The sequence below is a fragment of the Paraferrimonas sedimenticola genome (genome assembly GCF_002282855.1).
Classification (GTDB): Bacteria; Pseudomonadota; Gammaproteobacteria; order Enterobacterales; family Shewanellaceae; genus Paraferrimonas; species Paraferrimonas sedimenticola.
Genome location: NZ_NRIR01000007.1, coordinates 251,690 through 265,187, shown reverse-complemented (window position 1 = coordinate 265,187; position 13,498 = coordinate 251,690). Strand labels below are relative to the sequence as shown.

The 13,498-nt window shown below is 51.8% G+C and carries 12 protein-coding genes, 1 tRNA gene and 2 rRNA genes; 7 read left to right on the top strand and 8 right to left on the bottom strand.

Annotation, left to right across the window (positions count from 1 at the left end):
- The first annotated feature begins 2 nt into the window (after positions 1-2).
- The 4 genes from rrf (CLC93_RS13795) to CLC93_RS13780 all read left to right on the top strand — a co-directional run bounded on the left by rrf (CLC93_RS13795) (position 3) and on the right by CLC93_RS13780 (position 1,606).
- A 5S ribosomal RNA gene (gene rrf / locus CLC93_RS13795) occupies positions 3-118 on the top strand.
- 43 nt (positions 119-161) lie between these two features.
- Positions 162-237 (top strand) — tRNA-Thr (locus CLC93_RS13790).
- A 55-nt stretch (positions 238-292) separates the two neighbouring features.
- A 5S ribosomal RNA gene (rrf, locus tag CLC93_RS13785) occupies positions 293-408 on the top strand.
- Between the two features lie 352 nt (positions 409-760).
- The gene (locus tag CLC93_RS13780) at positions 761-1,606 is read left to right on the top strand and encodes a patatin-like phospholipase family protein (RefSeq protein ID WP_095506561.1); all 846 of its coding nucleotides are present in this window, start codon (positions 761-763) and stop codon (positions 1,604-1,606) included.
- On the opposite strand, the gene CLC93_RS13775 is transcribed toward CLC93_RS13780, so the two are convergent.
- Both CLC93_RS13775 and CLC93_RS13770 read right to left on the bottom strand, forming a co-directional pair.
- A complete protein-coding gene (locus CLC93_RS13775; protein ID WP_095506560.1) occupies positions 1,599-2,447 on the bottom strand; it encodes an NmrA family NAD(P)-binding protein in 849 nt (282 codons plus the stop codon). The genes CLC93_RS13780 and CLC93_RS13775 overlap by 8 nt on opposite strands.
- A 128-nt stretch (positions 2,448-2,575) precedes the next feature.
- Positions 2,576-3,172 carry a NapC/NirT family cytochrome c gene (locus tag CLC93_RS13770; protein WP_095506559.1) on the bottom strand — a complete coding sequence of 199 codons (597 nt, stop codon included), beginning with the start codon at positions 3,170-3,172 and terminating at the stop codon, positions 2,576-2,578.
- Positions 3,173-3,537: 365 nt separating this feature from the next.
- On the opposite strand from CLC93_RS13770, the gene CLC93_RS13765 reads away from it, so the two are divergent.
- Entirely contained in the window at positions 3,538-4,809 is a 1,272-nt protein-coding gene (locus tag CLC93_RS13765) for a competence/damage-inducible protein A (RefSeq protein WP_095506558.1), read from the top strand.
- Here the strand turns inward: CLC93_RS13765 and CLC93_RS13760 are convergent.
- Genes CLC93_RS13760 through argE form a run of 6 tightly spaced genes read right to left on the bottom strand, consistent with a single transcriptional unit; the run spans position 4,806 to position 11,462 of the window.
- On the bottom strand, positions 4,806-5,687 hold the full coding sequence (locus tag CLC93_RS13760; RefSeq protein WP_141237401.1) for a 5-oxoprolinase subunit C family protein: 882 nt from the start codon (positions 5,685-5,687) through the stop codon (positions 4,806-4,808). The genes CLC93_RS13765 and CLC93_RS13760 overlap by 4 nt on opposite strands.
- Entirely contained in the window at positions 5,680-6,357 is a 678-nt protein-coding gene (locus tag CLC93_RS13755) for a 5-oxoprolinase subunit B family protein (RefSeq protein WP_095506556.1), read from the bottom strand. Before CLC93_RS13755 ends, CLC93_RS13760 begins: the two co-directional genes overlap by 8 nt.
- The gene (gene pxpA, locus CLC93_RS13750) at positions 6,341-7,066 is read right to left on the bottom strand and encodes a 5-oxoprolinase subunit PxpA (protein WP_095506555.1); all 726 of its coding nucleotides are present in this window, start codon (positions 7,064-7,066) and stop codon (positions 6,341-6,343) included. Before pxpA ends, CLC93_RS13755 begins: the two co-directional genes overlap by 17 nt.
- A 16-nt stretch (positions 7,067-7,082) precedes the next feature.
- A complete protein-coding gene (locus CLC93_RS13745; RefSeq protein WP_095506554.1) occupies positions 7,083-7,622 on the bottom strand; it encodes a YceB family lipoprotein in 540 nt (179 codons plus the stop codon).
- A 9-nt stretch (positions 7,623-7,631) separates the two neighbouring features.
- Entirely contained in the window at positions 7,632-10,271 is a 2,640-nt protein-coding gene (gene ppc / locus CLC93_RS13740) for a phosphoenolpyruvate carboxylase (protein WP_095506553.1), read from the bottom strand.
- An 18-nt stretch (positions 10,272-10,289) separates the two neighbouring features.
- Positions 10,290-11,462: an acetylornithine deacetylase gene (gene argE, locus CLC93_RS13735; RefSeq protein WP_095506552.1), complete on the bottom strand. Its 1,173-nt coding sequence runs from the start codon at positions 11,460-11,462 to the stop codon at positions 10,290-10,292.
- Positions 11,463-11,699: 237 nt separating this feature from the next.
- Here argE and argC point away from each other — a divergent pair, with 237 nt between their 5' ends.
- The gene (gene argC, locus CLC93_RS13730) at positions 11,700-12,710 is read left to right on the top strand and encodes an N-acetyl-gamma-glutamyl-phosphate reductase (RefSeq protein WP_095506551.1); all 1,011 of its coding nucleotides are present in this window, start codon (positions 11,700-11,702) and stop codon (positions 12,708-12,710) included.
- A complete protein-coding gene (argB, locus tag CLC93_RS13725; protein ID WP_095506550.1) occupies positions 12,707-13,486 on the top strand; it encodes an acetylglutamate kinase in 780 nt (259 codons plus the stop codon). Before argC ends, argB begins: the two co-directional genes overlap by 4 nt.
- Positions 13,487-13,498: the final 12 nt, after the last annotated feature.

Here is a 13,498-nt window from a genome sequence, read left to right as displayed (position 1 = left end):
TGCTTGGCGGCCATAGCATTGTGGACCCACCTGATCCCATTCCGAACTCAGCAGTGAAACGCAATAGCGCCGATGGTAGTGTGGGGCTTCCCCATGTGAGAGTAGGTCACCGCCAGGCTTCAAACAAAATAAGCCTCAGCGAAAGCTGGGGTTTTATTTTCGCTGATATAGCTCAGTTGGTAGAGCGCACCCTTGGTAAGGGTGAGGTCGGCAGTTCAAATCTGCCTATCAGCACCAGTTTTCATACGCTTCGCCGCAATGGCATAAGACGAAGTGAATGACGCAAAATACGCTTGGCGGCCATAGCATTGTGGACCCACCTGATCCCATTCCGAACTCAGCAGTGAAACGCAATAGCGCCGATGGTAGTGTGGGGTTTCCCCATGTGAGAGTAGGTCACCGCCAGGCACCAAATACGAAACAGCCCCTGTCTAACGACAGGGGCTTTTTTCGTATTGGACACCTCACGGTGTCCTACCCTCGCGGTCAGCCGCCTGCGGTTTTTATTCTGCATACTAAATCAACACCGAGCGCCGCAGGGGTCCCAGCTCCACTTCGTTCCGCGTTCGTCAGCTGCGACGCTTTGCGTCGTTCTTCCTCACCCCCATGTGAGCTCTCTTCGAGCTTATAATTCTCGAGCCTTTAGTACCTGCTGACTAGAGCTAATAACCGGCGGTTACTCCTATTGAGTATAGAAGGACTGGTTTAATCTTAATGGATCGCTGATAGAATCTTCTGCGTCTTGGTTAGGAATACGAACATGGATAGAGTTGGGCCTCGTGCTCTGATAGTGGAAGGTGGTGCGCTGCGAGGGGCTTTTTCTTGTGGTGTGCTGGATGTCTTTCTAGAGAAGGACTTCTCGCCGTTTGATAGCCTTTGGGGTGTGTCATCTGGAGCGACCAATGTTGGGGCTTACCAGGCTAAGATGCCAGGGCGAAATCATAAGATATACACAGACTACGCGCTTCGAAGAGAGTTTGTACGCCCTTGGCAGTTCTTACGGGGTGGCGATCTTATCGACCTAGATTGGATGTGGGAGATAACTCTCAGAGAATTGGGTATTGATCACAATGCTATGCAAGCGGACGGGCGGCCATTTTATCTGGTGGTTACCAATCAGAGCACCGCAGAGGCTGAGTACCATTTAGCGACGCCTGAGAGTCTTGCCGATACCATGAAGGCCAGTAGCGCTTTACCTGGATATTATCGCAATGGCGTTGAGCTTAATGGTCAAACTTATGTGGACGGTGGTGTGGCTGATTCGATACCGGTTGCAAAAGCGATCGAGCAGGGAGCTACTCAAATTATGGTGATCCGCAGCCAACCAAAGAGCTATCGAAAGCCGCACACTAAGACCGACTTTATCACTAACGCTTTGCTCAAGAGCTCTCCTTTAGTGGCAAGGCGCCTGAATCAAAGAGCGCATGAGTACAACGCAACCTTAGATTTAATTCGCAATCCACCACAGGGTGTTAAGGTTTTGGAAGTGTGCCCGCCAGAAGGGCTCAAATTGAGTCGTTTGAGCCGAAGCTCAGCCAAAGTAGAGGCATCCTACCAACTTGGCAGAACTGCTGCGCTCTCTGCCATAGAGCAGTGGCCTAGTTAAAGGCCGGGCTGCCGGCGACAAACTCTTGTAAGGATCTTGGCGGCCTTTTCAGTACGGCTTCAAAATCATCACTGAGTCGTGCGGACTGATCGAGCACCAAGTCGCTAAGCAATTCCACCACGGCCTCGGTTTGCCATGGGTCTAAATAGCCTTTCAGTTTGTCTTCTAAATCTTTAGCACTACAAGCCTGAAAAGCCACTTCTCGCCCAAGCTGTTGGCCTATGGTTGTGGCGACTTGCTCGAAACTCAAAATCTCAGGCCCACTGATATCAAAACTTTGGTCTCGCAGGCTTCTATCTTGTAGCACGGCTGCCATGAAATCTGCCACATCCTCAATATCTATCATGGCTGTGCGTGCACCGGCGGCTGGGTAGCTGAACGAGCCGTTTTGTTGAATGCTTGGCATATTGGCCAACAAGTTCTGCATAAAGAAATTGGGGCGCACCATACAATAGTCCAAACCGCTGGCTTTGAGACTCTGCTCCACTTGAAAATGGCTTTGCGGAATTCGAGCTTTGATGTCAGGGTGAGCTTCTATGGACGAGAGTTTGACTACTCGTTGCACGCCTTGCTCCGCGGCTTCTTGAATGATGGCCTGCTCGGTGGCTTGCTGACCTTCAAAGTTCGCCAAAATCAAGCAGACTTGCTCGACACCTGCCAATGCTTGGCGACGTGCCTGTGGCTTGGTGAGATCGCCGACGACAATATCACAGCCCATGCCGCTAAAACGATTGGCTTGCTCGCTATTGCGCAGATTAACTCGAAAGGGAGTGCCTTGACGGCTTAGTCGTTGGGCTAGCGCAAATCCGGTTTTACCGGTCGCTCCTGTTAGTAAAATCATAACTTTGGCCAGTATGGGTAAAGCCTATAACTTCACTCAGGCTGGCTAAAAACACATTGAGAATTGTCAGTCGCCCATAAAAAAACGCTCGCCAATTGGCGAGCGTTTTGAGACAGGTTCAGTTCGGCTTACTTAGCAGCGCGGAACTTAGGTGACTTACCTTCGCGAGGGAATGGGTGAGCAACACCTTGGTGACAGTCGATACAAGTCTTGTACTTCTCTGTACCTTTGGCTTCGAAGTTACGAGTGTGCATCTTAACAGCCATTTTCTTCATGGTTTCTGGCTGGTCTTCGTAAATGCGGTTGTGGCAGTTCTGACAAGTAGAAGAATCGATTTGACGGAAGTATCGAGCAGCCAGTTCAGCTTGCTCAGCACGGTTCTCTTCTAACCACTCTTGAGTGTTAAAGCCGTCAATAGTCAGGTAACCGATTACGTCTTTAGATACGATGATTTTCTTCTTCAGGTAACCAAATGGGTCTTGAGCAACGTGACACTGCTGACACTCAACAACGATACCGCTCTTACCGCCACCGTGAACAGAGGCCAACACTTCGTCTTTCAGTGAGTGGTTGCTGTGACAGGACATACAGAACTCATCAGTACTGGTTGCGTGTAGAACTTGCTGAGTGGTGAAGTAACCAACAACACCAACAATGATACCCACGGCTAAAAGTGCAAAGATCGAGTACTTGGCACTAGGTTTAAAAATTGCACGCCAATTCATGGCAGTCTCCTAAAATGTCATCAAAAATCGTTTGGTCTGAGTTCCGTCTTTAGAGTTTCTAATCGTTTTTGAGAAACTCAGGTCTGACCAAATCATGTTCATATTATAAGTCATGCTTCCCACTCAGTGGCAAAGTTGTAGCGTGACTTAGATCCAAGTTTCGCAAAGGGATCTGAATTTTTTTAGATACTTGTAATCGAGCTTCACCCTTATAGGGTAGTCAAATTGATCTCAATCAAGCGCTGCTGGCTGAGTAAACAGTATTAGCACAGGGTTAATTTTTGACTGGGTTTTGGTGTTCGCCAAATCGAGTTTCGTGCTAGTCTGGATGACCAAAAATTTAACAAACGGAAGACGATAACCCCATGAATATTGAGCTTATCTGTACTGGTGAAGAAGTCTTGTCGGGGCAAATTACCGATACCAATGCGACTTGGCTGGCTAATCAGTTGCAAGATGTTGGGCTTGAGTTCAGTCGCAAAACGACAGTGGGGGATCGCATGGACGATCTCGTTGAAGTGTTTAATCATCGCAGTCAACAGGCCGATGTGATTCTAGTTAACGGTGGTTTGGGGCCCACTGACGATGATTTATCAGCACAAGCCATGGCCAAAGCCATGGGCGTCGAGCTCGAGCTTAACCAAGAATGGTACGACAAACTCTCGGCTTGGTGGGCTGCTCGCGGCCGCCCTATGACGGACAACAATCGCAAACAGACAATGCTGCCAAGTGGTGCAGTGATGATCGATAACCCTGTGGGTACCGCCTGTGGTTTTCGAGTCAAACACAATCGCGCTTGGCTTATCTTTACCCCCGGAGTGCCTCACGAACTCAAGCGCATGATGCTCGATCATATTTTGCCGTTTATCACTTCAATTAATCAGCGTCAGTCACAGGTGCAGGTGAAAAAGTGGATGACCTTTGGGGTGGGGGAGTCGCAGCTAGCTAGCCTACTGGAATCTTTGAAACTCGCACCCGGTTGTACCTTAGGCTTTCGAGCGTCGGCGCCTCAGATGGAAGTAAAGCTGATTGCTCGCGACATTGCGGACCAGGCGCTTTATCAAGCCCAATGCGACACTATCAAAAGCCTAATTGGCGATGCACTAGTGGGCGAAGACTACCCCACCATCGCCGAGTGCTTGCATCACCAATTGCTCGATTCTGAGCTAAAAATCGCCGCGGCAGAGTCTTGTACCGGCGGCCAGTTGGCCAGTCAGTTGGTTGAGTTCCCGGGCTCTAGTGCTTATCTGCAAACCAGCTTGGTGACCTATTCCAATCAAGCCAAACAGACCCTACTTGGGGTGCCTGCCAGCACGCTAGAGCACCACGGCGCTGTCTCATTGCAAACCGCAGAAGCCATGGCCGAGGGCGCGCGTGCGGTTCTTGATTGCGATTTTGGCGTTTCTGTTACTGGTGTCGCTGGGCCTGATGGCGGTAGCGAAGACAAACCCGTTGGCACTGTGTGTTTTGGCTTAGCTAGTCGAGAGGGTGTGGTCAGTCAACGAATTCAGTTTGGCAGTCGCAGCCGTAGCTGGATCCGCAAAATGAGCTGTGCGGTGGCCTACGATATGCTTCGACGAGCAATGCTGGGGCAAAATCCGATTGCCGATTACCCCATGCTAACGCGCCATAGCTAGCTCGCCAGCCAATTCCGCCATTTGCGCCAGGCGCGCCATTCTTGCTGGCAGCTTGCTAGCTGCCAGCGAAGTTTCTGGCCGGGGCGGCGTTGCGCCAATAAGCCCAGCTGCAACGCGTGCACACGACCGATCTGCGGGTAGCCGCCTATGGTTTGGCAGTCTTTCAGCAAAACGATGGGGTTACCATCTGGTGGCAACTGAACGGAACCGGGCAGGGTGGGTATTGAGCGCATCAAGGGCATAAGCTTGGCATCTAACTCCGAATCCACTCGCACGCCCATGGTATTGCTGTCACCCATTAGTTGCGCTTCCACATTGAGTAGTGACGCCAGATTGGCCGGCGTCAACTGATTGAAGCTTTGTGCTGGAATCAGCTTCAGGGTTAGATTACCGGCGTAGTCGGGTCGAAGGGATATGGGCAACGGCCCACGCGCTGAACTTTGGGTCGGCGTGTATTTAATGGCATCGCCAGTTTGGTAGTTGTCACTATTCGCAATACCACTAAAATCTGCAGCCATCGCCAGGTAGGTATACACCCCAAATTGGGGCATGCTCAGCTGTAAATTGTCACCGGACTTCACTGCAACACACTGCCAGTTGTCCAATAACTTGCCGTTTAATCGAGCCTTGGCGTCGGCACCACCAAGGGCTATTAATCCCGCTTGTTCAAACCTCAATTCACACTGGCCAAAGCGTATTTCTAGCGCACAGGAATGGGTAGGCTTTCCCAGCAAGTGGTTGGTGTACCCCAAGGCCATGGGATCAGCGGCGCCGCCAAAAGAAACTCCTAGGTGCCGCAGGCCGACAGTCCCGCCGTCTACCAATTGAATCGGCGCTTGGCATCGCTCTACCAGAATTTGGAAAGTCGGCTCAATCAAGCTCACCTCCCATGCTCAGATACTGCTCTTGGCTAATGGCTTCAAAGACCAGGGTATCTCCTACCTTTAGCAGACTGTCGAGCTCGTTTAGCCATGCTTGTGGCACCGGCGTACGCCCAATCAAATTCCAGCCGCCAGGACTCGCTTGAGGGTAAATAGCACACTGACCATTGGCGATGGCCACACTACCAGCGGGTACTCGGGCTCTTGGCGTACTGTGCCTTGGAGTATGCAAAACCGACGCTAATCCTTCGAGGTAGGCAAACCCTGCTTGAAAGCCCACCGCGGCAACTTGGTAGGTTTGGCTGGTGTGACAATCGACTATCGCTTCTGGCGAAAGCTCGGTCCTTTCGGCAAGCGAGGCTAAGTCGGCACCAGATTGCTGACTGTAATACACAGGCACCACCACCTGCCTTGGTTCGATCGACGAAGGGCGGTAGCGCCAGTTTTGGCAAAACTCGCTTAATCGAGGCAAGATGGCTCGCGCCGGCAATTGGCCGGCAAAGCTGACTTGTAAACAGTCAAAGGCAATTACATAGTCACTGACCGGGAAGTGGTCGGCTAGGTCCTCCGCAAGCTGTCGCCAAGCCAGCGCCGGTAGTTTGGGCGCTTGAATTTGAATACTGCGAAGCGCCACAGCACTTAAACGAAAACTAATGGCCTTGCTCATTTAAGGCTCTTCGGCAAGCTTGGGTAATGGCTAGCGCATTGGCGCTGTCAGAATGGACACACCAGGTATCCACAGGAAAACTCAGCGCCTGGCCCTTTAATGAAATTAGACTGGCATTGGCCTGATAGTGGCGCAGGCGCTGGGCCGCTTGCTCTGGGTTGTCGATGAGAGCTTGGGGTTGGCTCCTTGGTTGCAAGGCCCCATTGTTCTGATAGTTGCGATCGGCAAAGGCCTCAAATCGCACCTTGATACCGGCGTTTTGGGCCAATTGTTGATGGGTCTCGAAAGCCGGCGAGCTTTGAATAACCCATGCCTTTTCAGGGTAGTATTGTTGCGCCCACTCAAACAGCTGACTCAACAACTGAGTATCGGCCATCATATCGTTGTACAGGGCACCGTGGACTTTGATGAAGTCCCACGTCATATCAAGTTGCCCGCAGGCTTGGTCAAACAGAGTGAGTTGCTGTTGCAGGCTATCGCTTAAGTCTTCAAAAGGCATACCCAAGGAGCGGCGGCCAAAATGCTCAGGATCTGGATAGCCTGGATGAGCACCCACCGCAACCCCATGTCGTTTGGCGAGCTGCAAGGTGGCCAATATTGAATCGAGACTGCCCGCATGACCACCGCAGGCGATATTGGCTTGATCCAAATAAGGCATCAAGAGTGGGTCGTTGTCTTGTCCTTCGCCTAAATCGCAGTTTAGCTGCATGTCCCTGCGCTCCTTGTTACTCCTTGAACACGAAACTGATGTAGCCCGGAGTGACCTTCACCTGCTTAGTCATTTTGGCCAAGGTGGCTTGGTCCCACTGTTTGGTATCCAATCGGTAAATTGCCTGGTTTTCGAGAAAATAGCGCAAAAAGTTAATTGCCTGCGGCGTGATTTGCGCCAGCGCCTGATTCAACTCTCTTGGCTCCGATTCTAGTTTTACTAGCTCTAATTGGCGCAGGTAAAGGGCTTTTTGGCTAGGGTCGTAATAGGGTTGGGCTTCAAACTCGGCGTGAATCGATGCCGATAAAGGAAAGATGGGATTGGATATTTTGATTTTGGAAGTGGCCGCAACCTTCATGGTGTCGGCCTTATGGCCCAGAGTCACCTTGATGTCATTGAGGCTGGTTTCCGTGGCAAACAAAGGGGTTCGAACCGATTCGGTTTCGAAACTGACCTTGTCCTCTATGTAGTTTTCCAGCTCGGACTCACTGATGGAGTACTGACTGGCACAGCCGCCAAGCAGTAACGCCATCAGCGCGATTAAGACTCTTGTCATTGATGCTTCCTATCCTGTGTTACGCATACCTGCGGCGACCCCAGCAATGGTCAGTAACAGTGCCTGTTCGACATGTTCCTGATTTGCCTTGTCTTTGGAACTACGCAGACGCGCTAACATTTCCGCTTGTAGGAAGTTTAGCGGATCAATGTAAGGGTTTCTCAATTCCACCGATTCCCGGTTCCAAGGGGTGTGCTCCATCAAACGCTGCTCGCCGGTGAGGTCCAAAATGATCTCTATGCCTTGCTGCAGCTTTTGACGCATGCCAGTACCGACTTTGCGAAGCTCCTCTGGTACCAATGAGGCCTCGTAGTAGCGCGACAAGTTGGGCTCGGCTTTGGCCAATACCATCTCTAGCCAAGACACTCGAGCCTGGAAAAACGGCCAGTGCTGGATCATCTCTTGAATCAGCTCGGTATTGCCCTCATCGATGGCCATTTGCAGTGACTCTCCAGCACCTAGCCAAGCCGGCAGCATCATGCGGTTTTGACTCCAGGCAAAGATCCATGGAATCGCGCGCAAGCTTTCAACGCCACCCTGAGGGTTGCGCTTGGCCGGGCGTGAGCCCAGTGGCAGCATAGATAGCTCGACTTCTGGAGTGGCGGCGCGGAAGTAGGGAACGAAATCCGGGTCGTGACGCACCACATTGCGATAACAGTCCACCGAGTAGTCCGCCATCTTGGAGATACACTCGCGCCAACTTTGTTTTGGTGCCGGCGGTGGCAGCAAGGTGGCTTCCATTACCGCAGAGGTGTACAGGGCCAAGCTTTGTACCGCCAATTTTGGTAGGCCAAACTTAAAGCGGATCATTTCCCCTTGCTCTGTGACTCGAATTCGTCCGTCCACCGAACCCGGCGGTTGCGACAAAATAGCCGAGTGAGCAGGACCACCGCCGCGACCAATGGTGCCCCCGCGGCCGTGGAATAGAGTAAGTTTCACGCCGGCTTTGTTGCACACCTCTACCAAGTCTTCTTGTGCCCGATACTGCGCCCAAGCCGCGGCCATTACACCGGCGTCTTTGGCCGAATCTGAGTAGCCAATCATCACCTCTTGATGACCTTGGCAGTAGCCCAGATACCAATCGACGTCTAACAAGTCTTTAATCGCCGAGGCGGCGTGGTTGAGATCGTCTAAGGTCTCAAACAAAGGGACCACTCGCATTTTGTGGCGAGCGCCAAACTCTTTGAGTAGTAACAGTACCGCTAGTACATCGGATGGCTCGCTAGCCATAGATATCACATAAGAACCTAAGACCTCGCCATCGGTTTGCGCCACCAGTTTGCAGGTGCGCAGCACTTCGGCGGTGTCCTCTGACGGCTCCCAGCTAGCTGAGATCAATGGACGCTTATTGGTCAGCTCACCGAGCAAGAAGTTCTGCTTCTCTTTCTCGCTCCAACTGGCGTAATCGCCCAAGCCCAAATAGCGAGTGAGCTCAGCGATGGCACTTTCGTGACGGGCAGCGTCTTGGCGAATATCCAAACGAGTTAGGGAGACACCAAAGCAGGCCACTCGGCGCAGCACATCCAGCAATAAGCCGTTAGCAATTAAGCGCAGGCCCTGTGAATAGAGGCTGCGATAACACAAGTGAATAGGATCAAAAATTTGCTCAGCCTTAATGATCAGCTGATCGCCATACTGACCGGTTTCACCGCGTAATTCCGCTTTGTAGTGATCCCAGGTGTTGCGAAGCTGTTTGCGCAATTGCTTGAGCACGCAGCGATAGGGTTCGGCACGATTGTTGACCTGTGACAGTAGCTCATCACTGGCTTTGCTCATGGACAGCTCATCGATCAGCGCATCCACGTCTTTTAGGAACATTCGAGCGGCGCCAATGCGATTGCGCAACAGGACCTCACGAGTCACCTCTGAGGTCACAAACGGGTTACCATCGCGATCGCCGCCCATCCATGAACTAAATCGTATAGGCGCTAAGGTTACGGGGAGCTCCTGTCCGGTACGCTCAACCAGTTTGTCGTTGAGGCGACGTAAGAATTGAGGCACCGCTTGCCATAAAGAGGTTTCAATGGCAGCGCGTCCCCAACTGGCCTCATCCACTGGCGTCGGGCGAATTTGGCGAATTTCGTTGGTGTGCCACATTTGTGCAATCAGCTGACGTAGGCGCAGCATAAGCTGGGTGCGTTCGTTATCGCTGATCTGCGGATGCTCAAGTTCGCTTAACACGTCCACCAAGGCATCGTACTTGTGAATAAGGGTCTGGCGCGATACCTCGGTTGGGTGGGCGGTCAAAACCAAGTCAATGTCTAGGTTGTTGAGGCTGTCGATGATCTTATCGTGTTGAATGTCGCCGTTGAGCAGGCGACCTAGCAATTGGTCAACCGGGTCCGGTACGCATACCAGCTCGTCGCAGTTGCGGCTGATGGTGTGAAATTGCTCGGCGGTGTTGGCCAAATTGAGAAACTGGTTAAAGGCCTTAGCTACCGGTACTAGCTCATCGTCGCTCAGCCCACGCAGCACATTGAGCATGCTTTGGCGAGCTTCTACATCACCGCTTCGAGAGGCCTTGGCTAACTGGCGAATGGTTTCAATCTTTTCGAGAAACTCAGGGCCTTCGCTGTCTTGGATGGTTTGTCCCAGCACGTCTCCTAACATATGAACGTTAGATTTTAGCGACGCGTACATATCGGTCATTGGTTCACTCCATATGGTCTAAGCGTTTTTTGTCATATTGGCCTGACTACAACATTGGTGCACAAGGGTTTTTATCAAATCTACGCTGGGTTGTAATTGATCCAGCGCCAAGTACTCATTGGGCTGGTGTGCTTGGTCTATGCTCCCTGGCCCAAGCACCAAGGTTTGACAGCCTAGGCTTTGAATATAAGGTGCTTCGGTGGCGTAGTTCACCGCCATGGGCTGCTTACCGGTGACATGGGCCACTAAGTCGCTAAAGGCATTGTTATTGTCGCCTTTAAAAGGCTCGGCACCTGGGTATAACTCTTTGACATCAATACAGTTTGGATACTCTTGTTGGAGCCCAGACAAAAACTGTACCACTAGCGCGTTGAGTTCGGCTAGTGCCAGCCCCGGAAGTGGACGAATATCTATGTGCAATTCACAGCAGCCACAAATGCGATTGGCCGCATCGCCCCCTTCAATCTTGCCGAAGTTCAGGGTTGGATAGCCGACAGTGAAGTCGTCGGTAGAATAGTTGGACTTGAGGTATTCCTGCAGTTTCATCAACTGACTCAACACCTTGTGCATAACGCCAATAGCATTCAGTCCATTGTCTGGATCCGAGGAGTGACCGCTGCGGCCGTGCACTCTAATCCCGGTGGCCATGTGGCCTTTGTGCAGATACACAGGTTGTAATCCGGTGGGCTCGCCGATGATGGCGAAATCTGGATTGATGATAGGATCGGCCGCCAATGCTTTAGCCCCAGCCATGGTGGTTTCTTCGTCAGCACTGGCAAATACGTACACAGGTCGCTTTAGATTTTTCAGCGGTAGTTGGGATAAGGCCTCGGCGACAATCGCAAAAAAACCTTTCATATCGCAAGTGCCCAAACCGTACCACTTGTCGTCTTTCTCGGTCATCGCAAAGGGGTCGCTATGCCAGCCGGAATCATCAAAAGGCACAGTGTCGGTATGACCTGCGAACAAGATACCGCCATCCCCAGAGCCGTATTTGGCCACTAGGTTGTGCTTACCCCGGCTGCCTGGCACGGCCTGGCGCTGACACTCAAACCCTAAGTCGGTTAGCCAAGATTCCAGTAAATCCAGCACGGGCTGGTTGTCGGTATCCAGCTTGGGGTCCAACGAGCTAATAGAGGGTGTGGCGATGAGCTGAGAAAAATTCTGTTTTAGTGAAGGTAGTTTCATCATGAAAAAATATTTATTCAGAAATATTGCATAAAAATAATTTGGTGTTAGTCTAGCAACCAGGTTTCTAATAAAGCAACGACAGTATCATGAAATTGACTGCGATTACTCGACAAATACTTGGGATTCGACGACGACGATAAAGGCTCGTTTTCCCCATTCAGGGCTCACACTTAAAGACAATAAAGTGTAGCCAGAGTTCGAATAACACCAAGTAATAAGCAAGTAATTAGGTCTAACATGAAACAAATTGCGATTATCGGCGCCAGCGGGTACACCGGGGCGCAGCTGGCTCAGCTGGTTCAAAATCACCCTCATCTCGAGCTTTGTGGCGCTTATGTGTCGCAAAACAGTGCCGATGCCGGTACTGCCCTCAATCAGCTTTACCCTAACTATCCAAAGCTTAATCATGTGCTTACGCCACTGACACAAGAGGCGTTGGACGATATCTGTGCCAAGGCCGATATAGTGGCGCTGTGCACTGCCCACGAAGTCAGTGTGGCGCTGGCGGCTCAGCTACTTGAAGCGGGTAAAGCCGTGTTCGATTTGAGCGGTGGTTATCGTCTACAAGCCGCTGATTACCCTCAGTGGTACGGTTTTGAACACCAACAGCCAGCGCTATTGCAGCAAGCCTGTTACGGCCTAGTGGACTGGCATGCCGACGGTATCGCTAACGCTCAATTGATTGCAGTTCCTGGCTGCTACCCAACCGCGAGCTTATTGGCGCTTAAGCCCATAGCTCACTTGTTAAGCGACCAACTACCTGTGATCAACGCGGTTAGCGGCGTTTCCGGCGCCGGTCGCAAAGCCAGCATGGCCAACGCTTATTGTGAAGTGAGCTTGCAGGCGTACGGGGTTTTGGCGCACCGCCACCAACCTGAAATCGCTCAATACCTAGGACAAGATGTTGTCTTTACCCCACACCTGGGCCAATTCAAGCGCGGTATTCTGGCCACAGTATCGGTGAAACTCAAAGAGGGTGTGCAAACCTCTGACGTAGAGAGCGCTTTTGAGATCTACCAAGATCACGGCCTGATTAGCGTCAATCAAGGCCAAATGCCGAAGCTGGATGAAGTGGTAAACACCCCTAGAGCCCACTTGGGATGGACCTTTGACCAAGCCCGCGGTCAGCTAATTGTTAGCAGTGCTATCGACAACCTGTTAAAAGGTGCCGCTAGCCAAGCACTGCAATGCATAAACATTCATAACGCATGGCCCACAAACCTGTCGCTTGATGGAGGTGTGCTATGAGTACCTCTACTTGGGTCATCAAAGTGGGTGGTGAGCTTCTGAGCCACCCAGAACAAACGCAAGAGCTGATGCAAACCATAGCTGCACTGCAAGCCCAAGGTGTTTGGGTGGTATTGGTCCACGGTGGTGGTGATTTGGCTGAGGCTCAATTGAGCGCCAACGGTTTTGTCTCGCAAAAACATCAGGGGTTAAGAGTGACTCCTGCGGAGCAAATGCCAGTGGTTGCCGGTGCCCTTGCCGGTACCGCCAATAAGATTCTGCAAGCTGCCGCGATTAAAGCGGGCTTGAACAGCTTGTCAGTCAGTCTGGCGGACGCCAATTTGGTTACGGCCAAGATCAAAGACCCCGCCTTAGGCTTGGTGGGCGAGGTGAGTCCTAACGATGCCAGCTTGTGCAACTGGGCTAAAGCTCAGGGGCAACTGTTAATCGTTAGCTCAATCGCTGCCAATACCCAAGGCCAACTGTTAAACGTCAACGCCGACCAAGCCGCCGCCGCGATTGCTGAGCTGACCCAAGGTCAGTTGCTACTACTATCCAATGTGGCCGGTGTGTTGGATGGCGCGGGTGAGCTGATTGAGACTCTTTCCCCGACTCAAGCGCAAACCCTGATTCAACAGGCGGTGATCCGCGATGGCATGCAAGTCAAAGTACAAGCCGCGCAAGCGTTGGCAAAACAACTACAACAAGCGGTAGTGGTGGGTTCTTGGAGCCAACCACAACAGCTACTTAACTGGCACAGTGGCCAAGCGTTTGGCACTCAAGTGTTGCCGCACTAAAAGGAATCGCCC